At 34.2% G+C, this 21,574-nt stretch carries 20 protein-coding genes and 1 tRNA gene; 12 read left to right on the top strand and 9 right to left on the bottom strand.

Annotated features, from left to right (window positions below; genetic code table 11):
• Positions 1-365: 365 nt before the first annotated feature.
• The gene (locus tag OJ995_RS02560) at positions 366-1,514 is read right to left on the bottom strand and encodes a hypothetical protein (protein WP_264368008.1); all 1,149 of its coding nucleotides are present in this window, start codon (positions 1,512-1,514) and stop codon (positions 366-368) included.
• Positions 1,515-1,525: 11 nt separating this feature from the next.
• Complete coding sequence (locus OJ995_RS02555) at positions 1,526-1,831, bottom strand: hypothetical protein (protein WP_264368007.1); 306 nt, start codon at positions 1,829-1,831, stop codon at positions 1,526-1,528.
• Between the two features lie 134 nt (positions 1,832-1,965).
• On the opposite strand from OJ995_RS02555, the gene OJ995_RS02550 reads away from it, so the two are divergent.
• On the top strand, positions 1,966-2,706 hold the full coding sequence (locus OJ995_RS02550; RefSeq protein ID WP_264368006.1) for a UDP-2,3-diacylglucosamine diphosphatase: 741 nt from the start codon (positions 1,966-1,968) through the stop codon (positions 2,704-2,706).
• Here OJ995_RS02550 and OJ995_RS02545 read toward each other — a convergent pair.
• The 5 genes from OJ995_RS02545 to OJ995_RS02525 all read right to left on the bottom strand — a co-directional run bounded on the left by OJ995_RS02545 (position 2,703) and on the right by OJ995_RS02525 (position 8,190).
• Positions 2,703-3,959 (bottom strand): MFS transporter, encoded by a 1,257-nt coding sequence (locus OJ995_RS02545; protein WP_264368005.1) that lies wholly within the window; start codon positions 3,957-3,959, stop codon positions 2,703-2,705. The two genes, OJ995_RS02550 and OJ995_RS02545, sit on opposite strands and share 4 nt — an antisense overlap.
• Entirely contained in the window at positions 3,952-5,652 is a 1,701-nt protein-coding gene (gene recJ, locus OJ995_RS02540; protein WP_264368004.1) for a single-stranded-DNA-specific exonuclease RecJ, read from the bottom strand. The genes OJ995_RS02545 and recJ overlap by 8 nt, the downstream gene beginning before the upstream one ends.
• Positions 5,653-5,822: 170 nt before the next feature.
• Entirely contained in the window at positions 5,823-6,248 is a 426-nt protein-coding gene (locus tag OJ995_RS02535; RefSeq protein ID WP_264368003.1) for an OsmC family protein, read from the bottom strand.
• A gap of 304 nt (positions 6,249-6,552) precedes the next feature.
• The gene (gene rsmI / locus OJ995_RS02530; protein ID WP_264368002.1) at positions 6,553-7,236 is read right to left on the bottom strand and encodes a 16S rRNA (cytidine(1402)-2'-O)-methyltransferase; all 684 of its coding nucleotides are present in this window, start codon (positions 7,234-7,236) and stop codon (positions 6,553-6,555) included.
• On the bottom strand, positions 7,237-8,190 hold the full coding sequence (locus tag OJ995_RS02525) for a DUF8457 domain-containing protein (RefSeq protein ID WP_264368001.1): 954 nt from the start codon (positions 8,188-8,190) through the stop codon (positions 7,237-7,239). It lies immediately after the preceding gene.
• 101 nt (positions 8,191-8,291) lie between these two features.
• On the opposite strand from OJ995_RS02525, the gene OJ995_RS02520 reads away from it, so the two are divergent.
• The 10 genes from OJ995_RS02520 to OJ995_RS02475 all read left to right on the top strand — a co-directional run bounded on the left by OJ995_RS02520 (position 8,292) and on the right by OJ995_RS02475 (position 19,692).
• Complete coding sequence (locus OJ995_RS02520) at positions 8,292-8,924, top strand: thymidine kinase (protein ID WP_133609403.1); 633 nt, start codon at positions 8,292-8,294, stop codon at positions 8,922-8,924.
• Between the two features lies 1 nt (position 8,925).
• Positions 8,926-11,370, top strand: coding sequence for a bifunctional UDP-N-acetylmuramoyl-tripeptide:D-alanyl-D-alanine ligase/alanine racemase (locus OJ995_RS02515; protein WP_264368000.1), 2,445 nt, complete (start codon positions 8,926-8,928; stop codon positions 11,368-11,370).
• A 67-nt stretch (positions 11,371-11,437) separates the two neighbouring features.
• Complete coding sequence (gene mscL, locus OJ995_RS02510; protein WP_133609401.1) at positions 11,438-11,854, top strand: large conductance mechanosensitive channel protein MscL; 417 nt, start codon at positions 11,438-11,440, stop codon at positions 11,852-11,854.
• Positions 11,855-11,975: 121 nt separating this feature from the next.
• The gene (locus tag OJ995_RS02505; RefSeq protein ID WP_264367999.1) at positions 11,976-12,344 is read left to right on the top strand and encodes a hypothetical protein; all 369 of its coding nucleotides are present in this window, start codon (positions 11,976-11,978) and stop codon (positions 12,342-12,344) included.
• Positions 12,345-12,355: 11 nt separating this feature from the next.
• Positions 12,356-12,538: a hypothetical protein gene (locus OJ995_RS02500; RefSeq protein WP_264367998.1), complete on the top strand. Its 183-nt coding sequence runs from the start codon at positions 12,356-12,358 to the stop codon at positions 12,536-12,538.
• A 385-nt stretch (positions 12,539-12,923) separates the two neighbouring features.
• Positions 12,924-13,913, top strand: coding sequence for an aspartate-semialdehyde dehydrogenase (locus OJ995_RS02495; RefSeq protein WP_264367997.1), 990 nt, complete (start codon positions 12,924-12,926; stop codon positions 13,911-13,913).
• Between the two features lie 237 nt (positions 13,914-14,150).
• On the top strand, positions 14,151-14,459 hold the full coding sequence (locus OJ995_RS02490) for a hypothetical protein (RefSeq protein WP_264367996.1): 309 nt from the start codon (positions 14,151-14,153) through the stop codon (positions 14,457-14,459).
• 65 nt (positions 14,460-14,524) lie between these two features.
• Positions 14,525-16,906: a TonB-dependent receptor gene (locus OJ995_RS02485; RefSeq protein WP_264367995.1), complete on the top strand. Its 2,382-nt coding sequence runs from the start codon at positions 14,525-14,527 to the stop codon at positions 16,904-16,906.
• A gap of 11 nt (positions 16,907-16,917) precedes the next feature.
• Positions 16,918-17,478 (top strand): type 1 periplasmic binding fold superfamily protein, encoded by a 561-nt coding sequence (locus OJ995_RS02480; protein WP_264367994.1) that lies wholly within the window; start codon positions 16,918-16,920, stop codon positions 17,476-17,478.
• A 108-nt stretch (positions 17,479-17,586) separates the two neighbouring features.
• Positions 17,587-19,692 carry a prolyl oligopeptidase family serine peptidase gene (locus OJ995_RS02475; RefSeq protein ID WP_264367993.1) on the top strand — a complete coding sequence of 702 codons (2,106 nt, stop codon included), beginning with the start codon at positions 17,587-17,589 and terminating at the stop codon, positions 19,690-19,692.
• 56 nt (positions 19,693-19,748) lie between these two features.
• On the opposite strand, the gene OJ995_RS02470 is transcribed toward OJ995_RS02475, so the two are convergent.
• A complete protein-coding gene (locus OJ995_RS02470; protein ID WP_264367992.1) occupies positions 19,749-20,243 on the bottom strand; it encodes a hypothetical protein in 495 nt (164 codons plus the stop codon).
• A 114-nt stretch (positions 20,244-20,357) separates the two neighbouring features.
• Positions 20,358-20,437, bottom strand: a tRNA-Leu gene (locus OJ995_RS02465).
• A 166-nt stretch (positions 20,438-20,603) separates the two neighbouring features.
• On the opposite strand from OJ995_RS02465, the gene OJ995_RS02460 reads away from it, so the two are divergent.
• Positions 20,604-21,545 carry a ribose-phosphate pyrophosphokinase gene (locus OJ995_RS02460; protein ID WP_166236887.1) on the top strand — a complete coding sequence of 314 codons (942 nt, stop codon included), beginning with the start codon at positions 20,604-20,606 and terminating at the stop codon, positions 21,543-21,545.
• The last annotated feature ends 29 nt before the right edge of the window (positions 21,546-21,574 follow it).

Below are 21,574 nucleotides of genomic sequence, written 5' to 3'. Positions count from 1 at the left end.
GGTAGATATTCCATCAGATGAACACGTTGGTGCTGTAGTTGAAATCGTTGGTTGTGATGGAACTGGTAATTGCGCTGCATTACTAAAAGATAATGATGATGCTGAAGTACAAGAACCAACTGTAGCTGTTACCGTATAATTGGTTCCAATAGTCATACCCGAGATTAATCCCGTTCCATCAACTGTTGGACCTGCCGGTGTGAAAGTATAAGTAGTTCCTCCTACATAATTCGAGATCTGACTAAAACCATTTGCTATACATGTTGGTGCTGTCGTATTAATTGTAGGAACTGGTGGTGCTCCAGCAGGAGGATTAATAACAACTATTGTAGCTGTAGAAACACAATCTGAAGCATCTCTAACAGTTACGTTATATGTGCCTGGGCTAATCCACTAAAAGTTGTACCAGATTGATAAACAACATTATTTATACTATATTCTAACCCTGCTCCTAATGGCGCTGTAACAACAATAGTTCCTGTAGTAACAGCACATGTTGGCTGTGTAACAGTAACCGAAGGTGCTACGGGTGGAGTATCACAAATTAAACTAGCTGAAACTAGAATATCATACGTACAAGCGGTACCTGCAAAACCATCTAAAACAATTAAATAACATTGATTAGCTGTTGCGGTAAAAGTATAATTGTAATCCATTGTAGCTCCTGGATTTTGACAAACAACAGAAGTAGCTGTACCAGCAGTAATTTGAGCACAAGTCGTTCCGGGACCATAAATAGATAATTGTAAACCTTGAGTACTATTACAAACTTGATTATTTACGTTTAAATATGCCAATTGACCTACTGGCCAGTTTGCAGGGGCACACCATTGGTACCAAACATTATTTTCTACGGAACCAGAAGCTGGATTTTGACAAACACTAGGTCCGTCAGCTGTACTATCAGCATTTGTAGAAGTATAAGAAACGTTATTTTGTAAAAGAAGTGCATTTGAACAAGCATCATTAGTTGGAACGTGAGGCACAGTACTAGTAATACATGTTGCAGCTGCATTTGCAGCAGGATATCCACTAAAAGCAGCGGCAGACTGAGAAACCATAATATAATAAGTTTGTCCTGCAGTTAGTCCAGTCACATTTAAAGTTCCATTAATAGGAATCGAAGCTCCACAAGCAATTTGAGTTAAACTTGTACAAGCTCCTGAAAAAACGACATAATCTCTTTGCTCAGCAATAGCAGCGCCAGATCCTGCATAGTCTGTTAAATTTGTAATTGTAAAAGATGTTGTAGTTGCAACCACTTCTATCCATCTTACTGATTGAACAGTCTCATTATCTGTGGTACATGCTGGGTCTATTGTACTTGTACCAGTCATAGTAACATTATTCCCTGAAGCTTCTTCTGTTTGATAATGCCCTGCATATTGCGGTCCAGATTGATTTCCACAACTTGTATATGGATATAATTGTAAAGCATCACAAGGGCTACTACCCGCTTGTGAAAAAACATTTATACCTGAAAAGATAAGTAATAATAGAATAATTTTTTTCATATTACTGTTTATTAATTTTTAAAAGATGTTACTAATACAAACTCTTCAATATTTTTATTTTTACCTTTCTTCAAGTCTTCACGAGAAAAAATTTTAATTCTTCTCATATCATCTATTTGGATATAAGCTAATTCAAAATCTTTTCTTAAGTCATGAATTTTTTCAAGCAATTCAGATGTTATTGAAACAGGCTCAACATCCATTTTAAGAATTTCTAACTGAAAAGTTCCTTTTGCATCTTCTAAATTTTTAACTTTGTCTTGTGAAAAAGACATTACAGAAAATAAAAAAGAAATTATTAAACAAATTTTTTTCATATTGTGAATATTAACAATTAATTAATAATTCGTTAAAAATATACTAATTTTGATAATATGTTAATTTTTAACCTTTTAATTCGATAAAATGCAAAAAAAATCGTTTATTAACATATTCTTAACTAACTTTTAACTTGAAAATCTACTTCGCATCTGATCAGCACTTTGGAGCTCCAACTCCAGAATTAAGTTTTCCTAGAGAACAAAAATTCATTCAATGGCTTGATATCGTTAAGCAGGATGCTGACGCAATTTTTTTATTAGGAGATTTATTCGACTTTTGGTTTGAATACAAAACAGTCGTCCCAAAAGGATTCGTAAGAGTTTTAGGAAAATTAGCTGAAATTAAGGATTCTGGCATTCCAATTTATTTTTTTGTAGGAAATCACGACTTATGGATGCACGATTATTTCCAAAAAGAGTTAAATATTCCTGTTTATCATGATAACCAAGAATTTACTTTTAACGATAAAACATTCTTAATTGGCCATGGAGATGGAAAAGGGCCTGGAGACATGGGTTACAAAAGAATGAAAAAAGTCTTTACTAATCCGTTTTCAAAATGGTTATTTCGTTGGTTACATCCTGATATTGGTGTGAAATTAGCCCAATATTTATCAGTAAAAAACAAATTGATTTCGGGAGCAGAAGATGTAAAATATTTAGGAGAAGACAATGAATGGTTAGTACAATATTGCAAACGAAAGTTAGAATCAAAACAATATAATTACTTCGTTTTTGGTCATCGTCATTTACCATTGGAAATCGAATTAACCGAAAATTCTAAATATGTGAATTTAGGCGATTGGATTGGTTATTTCACCTATGGTGTTTTTGATGGAGAAAAAATGGAATTAAAAGAATTCAAAAACTAAATTGTTTCTAAATCTTTTTCGATATCCAGTTCTCTGAATTTTGGTGAAGCCACAGCGGTAACGCCTACAATTCCTAAAGTCATCATTCCACCAAAGACCACAGCTGGAACAACTCCCATGATTTTGGAAGCCAAGCCGCTTTCAAAAGCACCCAGCTCATTAGATGAACCCACAAAAATAGAATTCACAGAAGACACGCGTCCTCGCATATGGTCAGGGGTGTAAATTTGAAGAATAGTTTGTCGAATAACTACTGAAATTCCATCGGTAACTCCACTTAAAAACAAAGCTACTACAGATAACCAAAAGTTAGTTGATAAACCAAAAACGATAATACAAACTCCAAATCCAAAAACAGCTAACAATAACTTTTTACCTGCTTTTTGATGTAACGGAATGGATGTAGCCACTAACATTGTTATTAATCCACCAATAGCCGGTGCTGCTCTTAAAATTCCAAAACCTTCAGAACCTACTTTTAAAATATCTTGAGCAAAAATCGGCAACAAAGCCACAGCTCCACCAAACAAAACCGCAAACATATCAAGCGAAATCGCATTTAAAATGGTTTTATTTTGAAACACAAAAGACAGACCTTCTTTCAAACTCTTAAAAATAGGTTCACCAATTTTTGGATTTAAAATCGGCTTTCTTTCAATTTGTGTTAGCACGATTAAAGCCATTATCACACAAAAAACCACAAAAACCAACGACCAAAAAACCCCAAACCAACCAATCGTAAATCCCGCCAATGCTGGTCCGATTACTGCTGCCACTTGCCAAGTAGAGCTACTCCAAGTAGCTGCGTTTGGTTGTTCTTTTTTAGGAATAATCAATCCCAACAAACTAAAAACAGACGGAATTAAAAAAGCCCGAATGATTCCGCCAACAAAAACTAAAGCGTAAATTCCGTAAAGAATCGTGTTTTTGGAAAAGGAATTAATAAAATTTGGATGAACTAAAAGACATAACAAGGCGCTAATTGTTGCTAATCCTGAAAAACATTTGATTAACAAACCTTTTTTCTCGTTTTGATCCACAATGTGTCCGGCAAACAATGCCATACTAATCGCTGGAATGATTTCCATTAAACCTATTAATCCAAGTGATAATGGATCTTTTGTGATGCGATACACTTCCCACTCAATCAATACAAATTGCATCGACCAAGCCAATACAATAAACAATCTCATGGCTAAAAACCAGCGAAATTCGGGTATTCGTAAAGATGAAAATGGGTCTTTTTTAGCCATTTGAAGCATTAATGTCGCGTAATTGCAGTTGCAAAGTTACAGTATCTTTCCATTCGTTTTCTTCTAAAGAGAAAATTGCATCAAATTTATTATTGTGAGAAACCAAGTCTAATTTATTGCCCAATCCAAAACCAATTGCTCCAAAAGATTCCGAATTGCCTTGTTTTACAAATGCTTTCAGATGTTCGTTATCAGAACCTAATGCTTTTGCATAACCTGAATCGGTTAATCCTTTCGCTAAAAATAAAGGTGTCATATTTTCAGGTCCGAATGGTTCAAATTGCTTCAATAAACGCATCAACTTTGGGTTAAGTTCTGATAATTCGATTTCGGCATCGTATGAAATTTCAGGAATCAATAAATCGGGATGAATGGTTTCTTGAACGACTTTTTCGAAGGCATTTTTGAAATTTTCATAGTTTTCTTCCAAAAGTGTCATTCCAGCTGCATACATGTGACCACCGAATTGTTCCAAATGTTCGGCACAAGCTTCCAACGCATTATACACGTCAAAATCTTTTACAGAACGTGCTGAAGCTGCTAATTTTTCGCCACTTTTCGTAAAAACAATTGTCGGACGATAATAATTTTCTACCAATCTTGAAGCGACAATTCCAATAACGCCTTTGTGCCAATTCTCTTGGTATACTACAGTTGAAAAACGATTTTGCTCGTTATTTTCTTCGATTTGAAGTAAGGCTTCTTTCGTAATTTGTTTGTCTAATTCTTTTCTGTCGGAATTATGTTGTTCGATTTCGGAGGCGAATTGTTCCGCTTGATCTAAATCGTATTCGGTTAATAAAGCAACCGCTTCGTTTCCGTGCTTGATTCTTCCAGCTGCATTGATTCTTGGTGCGACGATAAAAACTACATCCGTAATCGTCAAGACTTTCTTCTTTACATTTTGAATCAAAGCTTTTATTCCTGGTCGCGGATTCGAATTAATCACTTCTAAACCAAATTTTGCCAACACTCGATTTTCACCCGTAATTGGAACAATATCTGCGGCAATGGCTGTTGCAACCAAATCTAAATACAACACTAAATCATCAATGGTTTGGTTTCTATTTTCGGCTAAAGCCTGAATCAATTTAAACCCAACACCGCAACCACATAATTCATCATACGGATACGAACAATCGTCACGTTTTGGGTCTAAAACCGCAACCGCATCGGGCAAAATATCACCTGGTCGGTGATGGTCGCAAATAATAAAATCAATATTTTTTGCATTGGCATAATTGACATGATCAATCGATTTGATACCACAATCCAAAGCTATAATTAAGGAAATATCGTTGTCTTCGGCATAGTCAATTCCCATATAGGAAATGCCATAACCTTCTGCATATCTATCTGGAATATAGGTCGCCACATTCGGATAAAAACTGCGTAAATAACTTGATACTAAAGAAACAGCAGTTGTTCCATCGACATCGTAATCACCAAAAATTAAGATATTTTCTTTGTTAGCAATGGCTTTTTCAATTCGCGCAACAGCTTTGTCCATATCTTTCATCAAATACGGATTGTGTAAATCGGCTAGAGTGGGACGGAAAAAGGTTTTGGCTTGTTCGAAGGTTTCAATACCTCGCTGAACTAATAATTTTGCGATGATTTCATCGACTTGAAGGGCGCTCTGAATGGCTTGTACTTTTTCTGGATTTGGCTTAGATTTTGGATTCCAACGCATAGTTTTAAAAATTAGAATTTAGAAATTAGAATTCAGAACTTTAGTTTGAACTCTATTATTTTGGCTTATATACTTGAATGACAAAGGTATGAATATTTTTTATTTCAGCCACAGATTGCACTGATTATAAGGATTAAATCCGTGGTAATCCTGTAATCCGTGGCAAAAATTTATTGTTTATGATAAAAAATCGCTACCTCAACTTTTGCAAATTGACGGAACATTTCCATCACGCCACAATATTTTTCTACTGATAAATTCACGGCTTTTTCTAGCTTTTTCTCGTCTAAATTATCTCCGTAAAAATGATAATCGACTTTTACTGTGTGATAGGTTTTTGGATGTTCTTCGGTTAATTCTCCTGAAGTTTCAATTTTAAAATCTGCAACTTCTAACTTCATTTTTTCCATTAATGAAGCGACGTCTAAACCGGTGCAACCCGCTAAAGCCGATAACATCAACGCTTTAGGACGCAAGCCGTTTCCTTCTCCTCCGTTTTCTGGACCGGCATCAATTGAAAAGATATCGCCACTAGGGTTAGTGGACTCAAATTGCATGTTACCTTTCCAGGTGGTGGTTATGTTGTGTGTTTCCATCGTTTTTAATATTATGCTATTGAACAAAATTTACAATTAATGCTAAACATTTTTGGAATCCATAATGCTATATTGAGAGCAAACAACAATATTAGAAAACCAGTTTTATTTTTCTTGAAGAAAATCAAGTATAAAGAAAATATAAAACTTATTACAGCAACCAAAAAAGTAATTATCATTAAATAATCTCCTTTTGCTGAATGACTATTTGCAAAAATTTGAATATTTGGAATGACTTCAAAATTAATTGTAATGTTTGTTACAATTATGACAAAAAGAAAAAATCCTATTTTCTTAAAACTCATTATCCTTTAGTCTTAATTAAACCCCCAACACAAACCACAATCTCTCCTTTAGCCGGTTTCGCTTCAAAGTGTTTTAGTACTTCTTCGGCGGTTCCTCTTACAGTTTCTTCGTGTAATTTGGATAATTCTCGAGATACTGAAACCGGTCTGTCGGCTCCGAAATATTGTACAAATTCGGCTAAGGTTTTGTTTAATTTGTGTGGCGACACATAGAAAATCATGGTACGATATTCTTCTTGTAAGGCTAAAAATCGGGTTTGCCTTCCTTTTTTATCGGGTAAAAATCCTTCGAATACGAATTTATCATTGGGCAAACCGCTATTCACTAACGCTGGCACAAATGCTGTTGCTCCTGGCAAACATTCCACATCAATTCCGTTTTCCACACATGCTCGTGTAAGCAAAAATCCTGGGTCGGAAATGGCTGGAGTTCCTGCATCGCTAATTAAAGCAATGGTTTCGCCAGATTGTAATCGCTTGACCAAATTTTCAACGGTTTTGTGTTCGTTGTGCATGTGGTGGCTGTGCATGTGCGTAGCAATTTCGAAGTGTTTTAGCAATTTTCCACTGGTTCGCGTGTCTTCTGCTAAAATTAAATCGACTTCTTTCAGTACTTTAATTGCACGAAAAGTCATGTCTTCTAAATTGCCTATTGGCGTTGGAACTATGAATAACTTACCCATTTATGAAAACTTTTTCTCGATAATTTCCATAAAACGCGCTTCAAATTCTTCGTTGCCTTCCCAATTGTTATAATCAGGTTTTACGAAATCCAAAACAAAAGATTTTGCTTCTTCAAAACTATCAAATGTATTCAGTTGGGAAATCACTCGGTTGAAATCATCCGAACTTCCGCCAAATAACTTCTTCTCAAATCCGATTCTATCGTTCAAACCAAAAGAAATCGTTTTGTTTAATCTATCGTTTAACGAACTTATTTTTGGTTCATGACTTACTTTCTCGAAAGTTGCTTTCACCTCTTCTTCTAATGCTTTTGGCGTTTCGGCCACTACAGATTCTGGTTGAATTTCTTCCTTAACTTCTACAACTGGAGTTACGGCTTCAAAAATAGTTTCAGATGCTTTTTCTACCTCAGCAGGAACATCTTCTACTTTTACAAAATCTAATTCTTTATAATCGTGTACCAATAAATCTTCAAAAGAAATTTGTTTCGCTGGTTCTTCTGCTTTTGGAGTTTCTGCAACTGGTTCTTCTTCGATTATTTCTTCCTCAATTGGTTCTTCTTCCATTGGAGTCATCAAAACCTCTTCCTCTTCTTCGTCATCTTCCACAATTAATTCTGCGATTACGACTTTTTCTTCCGCAATTGGTTCAGCAATAGTTTCTTCTACTTCTGGAGCAACTTCTACTTTTACTTCTTCCGGAGTTTCAACAACTTTATCCTGAATAGGCGCGTTGAAAACTTCGGTTGGTTTACTTTCTAATTTTTCAGCTAAAACTTCTTCAGAAATTTCGTTTTTTACCAATTCGAAATTCTCTTCATAAAAACGCAAAATCGTCAATTGATCGTACAAATTTTTAGCTTCTTGCTGTAATTGAACCGTTTCTGAATGGTTTTTTAACTTTAAAATTCGGTGCGCAATACTGATTAATTCAGCAGATATTCTTTTCTTCATAACTTTAGGCTGTAGCGTTTACTATATCGATTGTTTTTTACTATTTTTGTTTTGCTTACAAATGTAGCAGAAAATAATTTTTAACGTACGAAAGATACAAAATGTTTCTCGAAAATACCGTAAATCAACAAGAACAATTTGGCTGGATTGAAGTAATTTGTGGCTCAATGTTTTCGGGTAAAACCGAAGAATTGATTCGCCGCCTAAAACGCGCTCAGTTTGCCAAACAAAAAGTGGAAATCTTTAAACCGGCTGTCGATACAAGATATGACGATGAAATGGTAGTTTCGCACAATAAAAATGAAATTCGTTCTACACCTGTGCCAATTGCTCAAAACATTCGAATTTTAGCACAAGGTTGTGATGTAGTAGGTATTGACGAAGCGCAATTTTTCGACGATGAAATTGTTGCCGTTTGTAATGACTTAGCCAATTCAGGAATCCGAGTGATTGTTGCTGGATTGGATATGGATTTTAAAGGAAATCCTTTCGGACCAATGCCTGCGCTTATGGCTACTGCCGAATATGTTACAAAAGTACATGCGGTTTGTACACGCACTGGAAATTTAGCTCATTATAGTTTTAGAAAATCGGATGATAAAAGACTGGTAATGCTTGGTGAAACCGAAGAATACGAACCATTAAGTCGTGCTGCTTATTTTAAAGCTATACGAGAAAACATGGAAGTGAAAGATGTTGAAATTGTAAACAAGCAAAAAGACGATAATCAATAAATTGAATCTCAACCTAACTCATATTATTTCGTTTTGTAAAGGCGTTTTTCACGGAAATTCGACTGAGTTTACCGCAAGCCATATTTCGATTGACAGCCGTTCGTTGCAAAATGGAAGCAATACTTTGTTTTTTACCATCAAAGGACAAAATCACGATGCCCATTTGTATTTGGAAGAGTTGATTGCAAAAGGCGTTCGTTATTTTGTGGTCGAATATATTCCGGAACATTTATACGAAAAAGCGAATTTCATTATCGTTGAAAACTCCTTGAAAGCGTTACAACAAACTGCGATTGGATATCGAAAACAATTCGATTTTCCATTTGTGGGAATTACCGGAAGCAACGGAAAAACCATCGTAAAAGAATGGTTGAATTTCTTGTTGAGTCCGAATCATTTGATTGTTCGAAATCCGAAAAGTTATAATTCGCAAGTTGGCGTTCCATTATCGATTTTAGCGATTGAAGGGAATTATGATTTTGGACTTTTTGAAGCTGGAATTTCGTTACCCAATGAAATGTCAAATTTAGAACACATCATCCAACCGAAATACGGCATTTTAACGAATATTGGTTCGGTTCATGATGAAGGTTTTGCAAATCGCGAGGCTAAAATAAAAGAGAAAATTAAACTTTTTGAAAATTGTTCTGATATTTTCTTGGAAAAGAATGCTGAAATTGAAGCTTTACTTCCAAAAAACAGTCAAAAACATACTTGGAGTTTTACCGATGAAAGTGCGAATCTTTTCGTTTCAAAGAAAAATGAAAATGGTAAAACCGAATTAACGTTCAAAAACGCAACCAACACTTTTAGTATAACAATTCCGTTTTCCGATGAAAATTCGATTGAAAATGTAATTACTTGCGTGAATTTCATGCTATTTTTAGGCGAAGAAATTGCGTTTATACAAAATAGAGTTGCCGAATTATATCCAGTAGAATTAAGACTTCAAGCTAAAAAAGGAATCAACAATTGTTTGGTCATCGACGATAGTTATTCGGTGGATTATCAATCGTTGAAAATTGCGTTGGATTTCTTAGAACAACAAAAATTACACGATAAAAAAACAATTATTTTATCCGATATTTTCACGAGTGGCATTGCTGTGGAAACGCTTTACAATCAAGTGAAACAATTGCTTTCGAAAAATAAAATTGAACGTATTATTACCATTGGCGAAACCATCGGAAAACAATTAAACGATTTACCCAATGTGATTTCGTTTGCCACTACGCAAGAATTTTTACAACAATTCAACACGCAATCGTTTCAAAACGAAACTATTTTAGTAAAAGGCGCGCGTGGTTTCAACTTTCATGAAATTGTGGTTTTATTGGAAGAGAAAAATCACGAAACCATTTTAGAAATCAATCTCGATGCGATCAGTCACAACCTGAATTTCTACAAATCCAAACTAAAACCTGAAACCAAAATCATGGTGATGGTAAAAGCGTTTGGCTACGGAAATGGTGGTTACGAAATTGCAAAATTGCTCGAACATCATAAAGTCGATTACTTAGGTGTAGCTTTTGCCGATGAAGGTATCGAATTGCGAAAAGCTGGAATTACGACTCCAATTATGGTTTTAAATCCCGAAAATAGCAGTTTTAGAGCCATGATTGCTTATAATTTAGAACCCGAAATTTATTCCATTACAGGTTTACAAGCATTTTTAAAGATTGCCCAACACCAAAATATTTCCCATTATCCGATTCATATTAAATTGGATACCGGAATGCATCGTTTAGGATTTGAACCGCATTTGATTTCCGAGTTATGTTCGTTGCTAAAAAACAACAATTTCGTTAAGGTAAAAAGTGTGTTTTCGCATTTAGCTGCGAGTGATGATTTGCAATTTGATGATTTCACGAAATTACAATTTCAACGCTTTGATGCGATGTATTCTGAATTAGAAAAAGTACTGCCTTCAAAACCGATTCGTCATATTTTAAACACGTCTGGAATTTTCAATTATACGGAAAAACAAATGGAAATGGTGCGATTGGGAATTGGTTTATATGGTATTGGAAATTCGGAACAAGAATTGAAAGTACTAGAAAACGTAAGCACTCTAAAAACCATCATTTCCCAAATTAGAGTAGTTTCACCCGAAGAAAGCATTGGTTACAGCCGAAGATTTCGAGTAACGCAAAAAATGAAAGTCGCAACGATTCCGATTGGTTATGCTGATGGCATTCGAAGAGCTTGGGGCAATGAGAAAGGATTTGTTACCATCAACAACCAAAAAGCGACCATTTTAGGTTCGATTTGTATGGACATGATGATGGTTGATGTTACGAATATTTCATGTAAAACTGGAGATGAAGTGATTGTTTTTGGAAAAAACCCAAAAGTAACAGAGATGGCAAATGTTATTGGCACGATACCTTATGAAATTCTAACTGGAATTTCGCAACGGGTTAAAAGAATTTTTTACAAAAATTAACATTGTGTTAAAATTTTTGTATTTTCGTTAGTATAAAAACAAAAACTAACTCTTAAAATTAAAAACTATGGGATTTTTTGCAGATTTTAAAGCCTCTTTAATGAAAGGCGATGTATTAAGTTTAGCTACTGCTGTTGTAATTGGTGGTGCTTTTGGTAAAATTGTTGGCTCTGCAGTTGACGATGTAATTATGCCAATTGTTGGGCTAATAACAGGTGGAATTGATTTTACTCAAAAATTCGTTGCATTAAACGGCGAAAGTTATGCAAATCTTGATGCGGCTAAAGCAGCAGGAGCAGCAGTAATTACTTATGGTAACTTGGTACAAGCTATTATTAACTTCGTAATTATTTCGTTATTTATTTTTGTAGTTTTAAGAGCAGCAGAAAAAGCGAAGAAAAAAGAAGAAGCAGCTCCAGCGGCTCCAGCAGGACCATCTCAAGAGGAATTGCTTACACAAATTAGAGATTTATTGAAAAAATAGTCGATACCGCTACATTATATATTCTAATTAAACCACGCCTTTGGCGTGGTATTTTTTTGATGGAAATTGATTAGATTTGTTATAGGCACGGGATGTAATTCCTGTTTTATATTAATTAAAAATGGAAACATATAACTCACAAAAACAGATAAATGGTGCTATTATATTTATATTATTTTTTGGAATAATATATTTAATAGCAAAAAATGATATGGACTTTGAAGAAAATAGTATTGCAGATAATAAGATTGAAACAACATGTCAAGTTTATAAATTCTATAGTAATAGAAGCTTCAGTAGATATTATTACAGATTCCATTTTAATGGGAAAGAATGTTTTGACAGCGAAAATATTCCAGGTGGCGAAAGAGAAAAAACCATCGGAAAATATTATAAAGTCATTTTTTCATCTAAAAATGTGAAATTTTCTAAAATATTTTTAGACTATGAAGTCAAAGACACAATACAAATAAAAAAAGCTGGATTTTAACTAAATTAATTATGAGAAATTACATTGCCTATTTCGTAATGATTGCGCCAATAATTGCATACAACATATATTGTTTTGCTACAAACGTACCTAATAGTGGAATTGATTTTGGTAAAGTTATAATTTCATTTTTTTTAGGAATTATTTCTTATAATTTAGGAATGAAGATTAAGAATAAGGGGGAAGTTGAGTAGCTATAAGAAATTAGCTTTATAATCCTTTTATTAATTTAAATATTTCCAAAATGTACCAAAAAATCAACGATTCAAACATTACCAAATGGGTTGTTAGACTATTAATAACCTTTAATTTTATATTCTCAGTAGTTGTAAGAAACTCAATTAGTGAATATTATTTTGAAGGATTTGTTCTTGTTCTTATTGCCTTATGGCTCAGTTGGTTTCATAAATACTTTATTGCTTTATTGTTCATGTTACTTTGTATTTTTACATTTTACCTCAACATTTGAATATTTTAAAAATCCTGTTACAAATCAAAACTTTTGTTATAATTTCATCAATATTTGCTAAGTCGTTTGAATATTCTATATTTTTGCATCATTAAATAACACACATCAAAATGAAAGTAGCCGTAGTTGGCGCTACCGGAATGGTAGGCGAAATAATGCTTCAAGTATTAGCAGAACGTAATTTTCCTGTAACGGAGTTAATTCCAGTTGCTTCTGAAAAATCAGTTGGGAAAGAAATCGAATGGAAAGGTAACACCTATAAAGTAGTAGGTTTACAAACCGCTGTAGATATGAAACCTGAGATTGCTTTGTTTTCGGCAGGTGGAGAAACTTCTTTAGAATGGGCTCCAAAATTTGCTGCTGCAGGAACAACCGTAATCGATAATTCTTCTGCTTGGCGTATGGATGCTACTAAGAAATTAGTCGTTCCAGAAATCAATGCAAACGTTTTAACTAAAGAAGATAAAATTATTGCAAATCCAAACTGTTCAACGATTCAAATGGTAATGGCTTTAGCGCCTTTACATGCCAAATATGATATCAAACGTATTGTAGTTTCTACTTATCAATCGATAACTGGAACTGGTGTAAAAGCCGTGCGTCAGTTAGAAAACGAATATGCAGGAATTCAAGATGAAATGGCATACAAATATCCAATTCACAGAAATGCAATTCCTCAATGTGATAGTTTTGAAGCAAACGGTTACACCAAAGAAGAAATGAAATTGGTGCGCGAAACACAAAAAATCTTAAACGACAAAACCATCGCGGTTACAGCAACTGCGATTCGTATTCCAGTCGTTGGCGGACATAGTGAAGCCGTAAACATTCAGTTTGAGAATGATTTTGATGTGAACGAAGTGCGTCAAATTTTACAAAACACGCCTGGTGTGACGGTTCAAGATAATTTAGATACTTACACCTATCCAATGCCAATTTACGCACAAGGAAAAGACGATGTTTTCGTAGGTAGAATCCGAAGAGATGAAAGCCAACCAAACACCATCAATATGTGGATTGTTGCCGATAACTTAAGAAAAGGAGCAGCTACGAATACAATCCAAATTGCGGAATATTTGGTTGCGAATAACTTGGTATAATTTTAAACACATAGACACATAGTTTATTTTTATAGATTTAAGGATGTTACACTTTTTTGAGTTCACATCAGTCTTAAATTCTATGTTTCTATGTGTTTCAATACACAACCACGAACTAGCGAATAAGTCATCAAAACTTAAAAATTCGTTAATTCGTGGTTTGTTTTTTGGCTTTGTTCTAAAAGCAGTATATTTGTGATGGTGAAAAAGAAATTATTACATATGAATTTGTTTTTGATGCTTGCAGTATTATTTGCTGTGAGTTATCAATCTATTCACACTTTTTCTCATGATCACCATTTAAAAACAGAATGTTGTGATGATTCTCATCATTTGACTTTTAAAACTTCTGAAAAAACGTTTACTGAAAGTGAAGATTGTCCCGTTTGTGATTTCAAATTTGCGGCTTTCCTTTCACCTGAAGTATTTCATTTTGACTTTATTCCTTCTTTTTACGAAATTCCGTATCAATTTAACAGTAATGAATCTTGCGTTACGTTTGAAGGGAATTCGTTTTACCTTCGCGGTCCGCCTGCTTTAGTTTAAAAAATATATTTCGATATCATTACAAAAAATAATGATACGTTGTTGTTACATTTAAACTAAAAGAAATGCGATTCTTATCGATATTATTTTTCTTTTTGGTTGGCTTTTTCGGATATGCTCAAGTTACAATTACTGGCATTATTTCAGATGAAAATGGCTTACCACTAAGAGATGCTCACGTACACATTGCCAATAAAACTACTTCAACCGATGCAAACGGAACTTATGTTTTATCAGGCATTCCAAAAGGGAAACAGAAACTCTATATTTCGTTTATAGGCTATTATGCTATTGAGGAAACTATCGAAATTTCAACCGATTTAACTATTAATCGACGATTGAAACTAGATATTACCAAGTTAGATGATATTACTATTCGACAACTTTCCAATTCAAAAAGCGAAAGTAGTAACGAACAAGTCTTGAAAAGTGCTACTATTGAAAAATTTAGTAATCAAACCTTGGGTGAAGCCTTGAAAGAAGTTTCTGGAGTTTCTATTTTAAAAACGGGAAGCACTATTGTTAAACCAGTAATTAATGGTTTGCATAGTAATCGTGTGCCAATTATCAATAATAATGTTCGATTAGAAGACCAACAGTGGGGAACCGAACATGCACCTAATTTCGATATTAATGCGGCTGGAAAAATTACCGTGATTAAAGGTGCTTCGGCTTTGCAATATGGCGGTGATGCTATTGGTGGAATTGTTGTCATCGAACCTGAAGTGATTAAAAAAGATACTTTAGTTGGAAAAACAATTCTTAACTTAGCCTCTAACGGAATGGGCGGAAGCTTGAGTTCAAGTATTCAAAAGGGAAATCGTTATGGTTGGAGTTGGAATGCTTTGGGAACTTTCAAATATTTAGGCGATCGCGAAACGCCAGATTATGTGTTGTCAAATTCTGGAAATCGGGAACAAAATTTTTCGGGAGGCATTCGTTTTGCTCAAGAAAAGTATAATTTCAATGCGATGTACAGTTTTTACAATGCGCAAATTGGAATCATCAAAGCAGCTCATATTGGAAATGTGAATGATTTATACAATTCCATCAACAACCAACAACCAAGCGTAATTGAACCTTTCACCTACTCGATTGATGCTCCAAAACAAGAAGTACAACATCATTTAGCAAAAGTAAATTACCAAAGATGGCTAAACGAAAACACTTCGATTGATTTGCAATATGCATTTCAATTCAACAATCGTTTAGAGTTTGATGTTAGAAGAAGTAGTGCAAATACTAACAAAGCCGCTTTAGATTTACAATTGGCAACGCATACTTTTTTAGCTGATTATAAAACGAATGTTGGAAGTTGGAGATTGAAATCGGGTTTTAATTTGGGTTACCAAAATAATTTTGCGAATCCAAAAACAGGAGTTCGTCCACTAATTCCGAGTTATGAAAAATTAGATGCTGGCTTGTACGGAATTGCAGTTTATAAATTCGACAATGCTACTTCTTTGGAATCGGGAATTCGTTATGATTTTTCGACTATCGAAGCAACAAAATATTATTTGAAATCAAGATGGACTGAACGTGGTTATGATGCTGAATTTTCACATTTTATTGTGGGTGAAGAAGGCAATCAATGGTTAACGAAACCTACTTTTGATTATCATAATATTACAGCAAACATTGGATTTAGAAAGCAATTTCATCATGAAATGGAATGGTTAGTAAATGTGAGTTTGGCTTCTCGAAATCCAAATCCGTCTGAATTATTTAGCGATGGATTACATCATTCAACTGGTCAAATTGAATTAGGTGATTTACGATTAGAAAAAGAGCAAGCCTATAAATTCAACACCACTTTTAAGAAAGATTGGAAATCGTTTCAAGTGCAACTTAATCCGTTTATTAATCGAATTTCAAATTTCATTTATTTGCAACCTATTGGTTTTGAAACTACTATTCGAGGCGCTTTTCCAGTTTGGGAATTCAAACAAACAGAAGCTTTGTTGACAGGTTTTGATATCAATACCAAATGGAATATTTCCAACCATTTTTCACACGAGTTAGGAATGGCTTATGTAAACGGGCAAAACTTAAGTACTGACGAGTATTTAATTGATATGCCGCCATTTGTAATCAACAATAAAATTCAATATAAAAATGAATCTTGGTTCAATTTCGCAACCGAATTAAAAAGTGAAGTGGTTTTCAGACAAAATCAATTCCCAAATTACAATTTTGAAACTAATATTATTGTAAATGATGCACTAACTCCGGTTATGGTTGATATTAGTTCGCCACCAAAAGGCTATCATTTACTGCATTTTTATAGTGAAATGACGTTTAAAATCAATAAAAAGAACAGTTTAACCACTTCTTTAAGTGTACAGAATATAATGAATACAACGTATCGAGATTACCTAAATCGCCAACGTTTTTTTGTAGACGAAATGGGTAGAAACATTCAAATTCAATTAAAATTTAATTATTAAAAAATCAAAACATGAAAAATTTAAAACTTATCGCACTTTTAGTAATTCCAGTAATATTTTCAACTTCTTGTTCTAACGAGGATACTCCTGTGAACGAGGAAGAAGTTATCACAACTGTAACTACAACACTTGTTGGAGGTGGACAAACTATCACCTTAACTTCAAGAGATTTAGATGGTGACGGACCAAACGCACCAGTTGTAACTGTTTCTGGAAATTTAGTAGCTGGAACAACTTACACAGGTTCAACAACATTTTTAAATGAATTAGCCGATCCGATCGAAGACATTACAACAGAAATTGTTGAAGAAAGTTTAGATCACCAAATTTTTTATTTTTTAAGCGGAGCATTAGGAAATATAACATATAGTGCTACTGATTTAGATTCAGAAGGAAACCCAATTGGTTTACACTTTAATTTTGTAGCAGGAACTTCTGGAACAACAGGAACTTTAACTGTAACCTTGAGACATTTACCAAACAAAACGGCTCCAGGTGTTAGTGAAGGAAGTATTACAAATGCAGATGGAAACACTGATGCAGAAGTTTACTTTCCAATTACAGTAAACTAACCCAATTACTATAAGATAAAAAAAACGGCTGAAATTTCAGTCGTTTTTGTTTTTTAACAAATCTTTAGAATTCAAATGAATATCTTTGTTTTAAACATCAAATACAATATGAAAAAAACAATAACAGTATCGGCTATTGTTTGTACACTTGTTATGAACGCGCAAACAACAAAAGTTAATTATCCCGAAACGAAAAAAATCGACCACGTTGACACCTATTTTGGTGAAAAAATTAACGATCCGTATCGTTGGTTAGAAGACGACCGAAGCGCCGAAACGGAAGCTTGGGTGAAAGCTCAAAATGTGGTTACTTATGGTTATTTAGAGCAAATTCCATACAGAAATCAGTTAAAAACCCGCATGGAAAAACTATGGAACTACGAAAAAATTGGAGCTCCATTCAAAGAAGGAAATTATACGTATTACTACAAAAATAACGGACTTCAAAATCAATCGGTTGTTTACAGAAAAGATAAAGCGGGTAAAGAAGAAATCTTTTTAGATCCAAATACATTTTCAAAAGACGGAACGACTTCTTTAGGTGGATTAAATTTCAGTAAAGACGGGAGTTTAGCAGCCTATTCTATATCAGAAGGTGGAAGTGATTGGAGAAAAGTAATCGTAATTGATACCAAAACTAAAAAAATTATTGGTGATACAATTGTGGATGTAAAATTTAGCGGTGTTTCTTGGTACAAAAACGAAGGTTTTTATTATTCAAGCTACGATAAACCTGTTGGAAGTGAATTATCAGCAAAAACGGACCAACATAAATTATACTATCACAAATTAAACACATCGCAAAAAACAGATAAATTAGTTTTTGGTGGTGATATAAAAAGAAGATATGTTGGCGGTGGCGTTTCGGAAGATGAAAAGTATTTATTCATTTCGGCAGCGAATTCAACTTCTGGAAACGAATTGTATTACTTGGATTTATCAAAACCAAATAGCAAAATCGTAACGTTAATTAACAATTACGAAAACGATAATGATGTTTTAGATAATAAAGGTTCGAAAATTTATTTGGTAACGAATTACAAAGCGCCAAACAAACGCGTGGTGACTTTTGATTTATCAAATCCAGCAAAAGAAAATTGGAAAGATTGCATCGCTGAGACTGAAAATGTATTGTCGCCAAACACTGGTAGCGGTTATATTTTTGCAAGTTACATGAAAGATGCGGTTTCATTCATCAAACAATATGATTACAACGGAAAACTAGTACGTGACATTCAATTGCCAGGTGTTGGAACAGCTGGTGGTTTTGGTGGAAAAGAAAAAGAAACTACTTTGTATTTTTCATTTACGAATTATGTAACCCCAGGAACTATCTATTCTTTTGATCCAAAAACAGGAAAATCAGCAATCTATCAAAAACCAAAAGTTGATTTTAACTCGGCAGATTACGAATCAAAACAAGTGTTTTATACTTCAAAAGATGGCACAAAAGTTCCAATGATTATCACTTATAAAAAAGGCACAAAATTAAACGGACAAAATCCAACTATCTTATATGGTTATGGTGGATTTAATTCAAGTTTAACTCCTGCTTTTAGTATTTCTAATGCCGTTTGGTTAGAAAATGGTGGTGTTTACGCTGTTGCAAATTTACGCGGTGGTGGAGAATATGGTAAAAAATGGCACGATGCAGGAACCCAAATGAAAAAACAAAACGTTTTTGATGATTTCATTGCAGCAGCTGAATATCTAATCAAAGAAAACTACACTTCATCTGATTATTTAGCGATAAAAGGTGGTTCGAATGGTGGATTATTAGTGGGTGCAGTTATGACACAACGCCCAGATTTAGTAAAAGTGGCGTTACCAGCAGTTGGTGTTTTAGATATGTTACGTTACCACACATTTACCGCTGGAGCAGGTTGGGCATACGATTACGGAACATCTGAACAAAGCAAGGAAATGTTTGAATACATTAAAGGTTATTCACCAGTTCATAACGTAAAAGCTGGTACAAAATATCCAGCAACTATGGTAACTACAGGGGATCATGATGACCGAGTAGTTCCAGCACACAGTTTTAAATTTGCAGCTGAATTACAAGCTAAACAAGCTGGAGACAACCCGGTTTTAATTCGTATTGATGTAAATGCAGGTCACGGAGCAGGAAAATCTGTGGCAGCAACTATTCAAGAAAATGTAGACATGCAAGTCTTTACACTTTACAATATGGGTGTTAAAGAATTAAAATAAAAAAGAAATACTAAACTAAAAAAGAGCCATAAGGCTCTTTTTTAGTTTTTATACTATTATGATTTTGGAAGTGGTGCTCCTACAGCAATATCACAACGATGACCTTCTTGACCATGAGGTGGATTCATTCCTGGAGGTGTTGATGAGCCCACTATCGTGGCCGAACTAGATTTTGAATTAACATTCATCACGGGTTGCTCAACTGTTTTTGTATTTACTACAGGTGTTATAGTTTGTGGTTTTGTTTTTTGAACAGGCTTAGAATTCAAAGGCGCTCCCACAGCAATTTCACAACGATGTCCGGGCTGTCCGTGTGGCGGATTCATTCCAGGCGCTGTTTGTGTTGGTGTTTGAGTAGTTTGTTGTACTTGTTGTTGTACAGGTTGGATTTGTTTTCCCTGATTCCCAACTCTCTGTTTTAACCAAGCCTCACCTGAAAAAGGTTGGGCAGGTTGTTGTGTTTCTTCAACTGGTTTTATTTCCACATCTTTTTTACAAGAAACAAACAATATTGAACTTAAGATACTTACTAAAATTATATTCTTTTTCATTGTAGCCATTTTTATAGTTCTCAAATATAAAACTTTATATTTTGATTTGGAAAAAGTATCTACAAAATTAATAATTATAGACATAAAAAAACCTCACATTTCTGAGAGGTTTCGTACCCGGAGTGGGAATCGAACCCACACACCTAAGTACACGAGTTTGAGTCGTGCGCGTCTACCAATTCCGCCATCCGGGCAATGGGAAATGATGGTTAAATCATTAAGTGGGTGCAAATGTAAAAAATATTTCTGCAATTCATAAAAAAATAGTTAAAAATATCCTTTCAGAGTTCGATTTTATTTCTAAATTTGCACCTCGTTAACACGACACAACACTAACTAACTACTAAACAATAAATTAACATGCTGTATCAAGAACCAGAAGCAAAAATTTTTGCATGTTCTCAGAGTGTGTATTTAGCAGAACAAATTGCTGAAAAGTATGGAGTTCCGCTAGGTAAGATTACGTTCTCTAAATATAGTGATGGCGAATTTCAGCCTTCTTTTGAAGAGTCAATAAGAGGATTGCGCGTATTCCTAGTTTGTTCTACATTTCCAAGTGCAGACAATTTAATGGAATTATTATTGATGATAGATGCAGCAAAAAGAGCATCTGCCAGACATATTACCGCAGTTATTCCTTATTTTGGTTGGGCAAGACAAGACAGAAAAGACAAGCCAAGAGTGCCAATTGGAGCTAAATTAGTTGCAAAACTTTTAGAAACTGCTGGAGCAACCCGAATTATGACCATGGATTTACATGCCGATCAAATTCAAGGTTTCTTTGAAAAACCAGTAGATCACTTGTTTGCTTCAACAATCTTTTTGCCTTATGTGAGAAGTTTAAATTTAGAAAATTTAACCATCGCATCTCCAGATATGGGAGGATCAAAAAGAGCATATGCGTATTCTAAATTTTTAGAATCTGACGTTGTAGTTTGCTACAAACAAAGAAAAAAAGCGAATGTAATTGATACAATGGAGTTAATTGGAGACGTAAAAGGCAGAAATGTTATTTTAGTTGACGATATGATTGACACTGGTGGAACATTAGCAAAAGCAGCTGATGTAATGATGGAAAAAGGAGCATTAAGTGTAAGAGCAATTTGTACGCACCCTATTTTATCAGGTGAGGCATACGAAAAAATAGAAAATTCTAAATTATTAGAATTAATTGTTACCGATTCAATTCCGTTACGAAAAGAATCAAAGAAAATAAGAGTAGTAAGTTGTGCTCCATTATTTGCAGAAGTAATGCACATGGTACAAAACAACAACTCTATTAGTGGAAAATTTTTGATGTAATCAAGAGCAACCACATTAGTACGTATTTA

This window comes from Flavobacterium lacisediminis, assembly GCF_025909975.1.
Taxonomy (GTDB): domain Bacteria; phylum Bacteroidota; class Bacteroidia; order Flavobacteriales; family Flavobacteriaceae; genus Flavobacterium; species Flavobacterium lacisediminis.
This window is presented reverse-complemented; position numbering and strand designations above follow the sequence as displayed.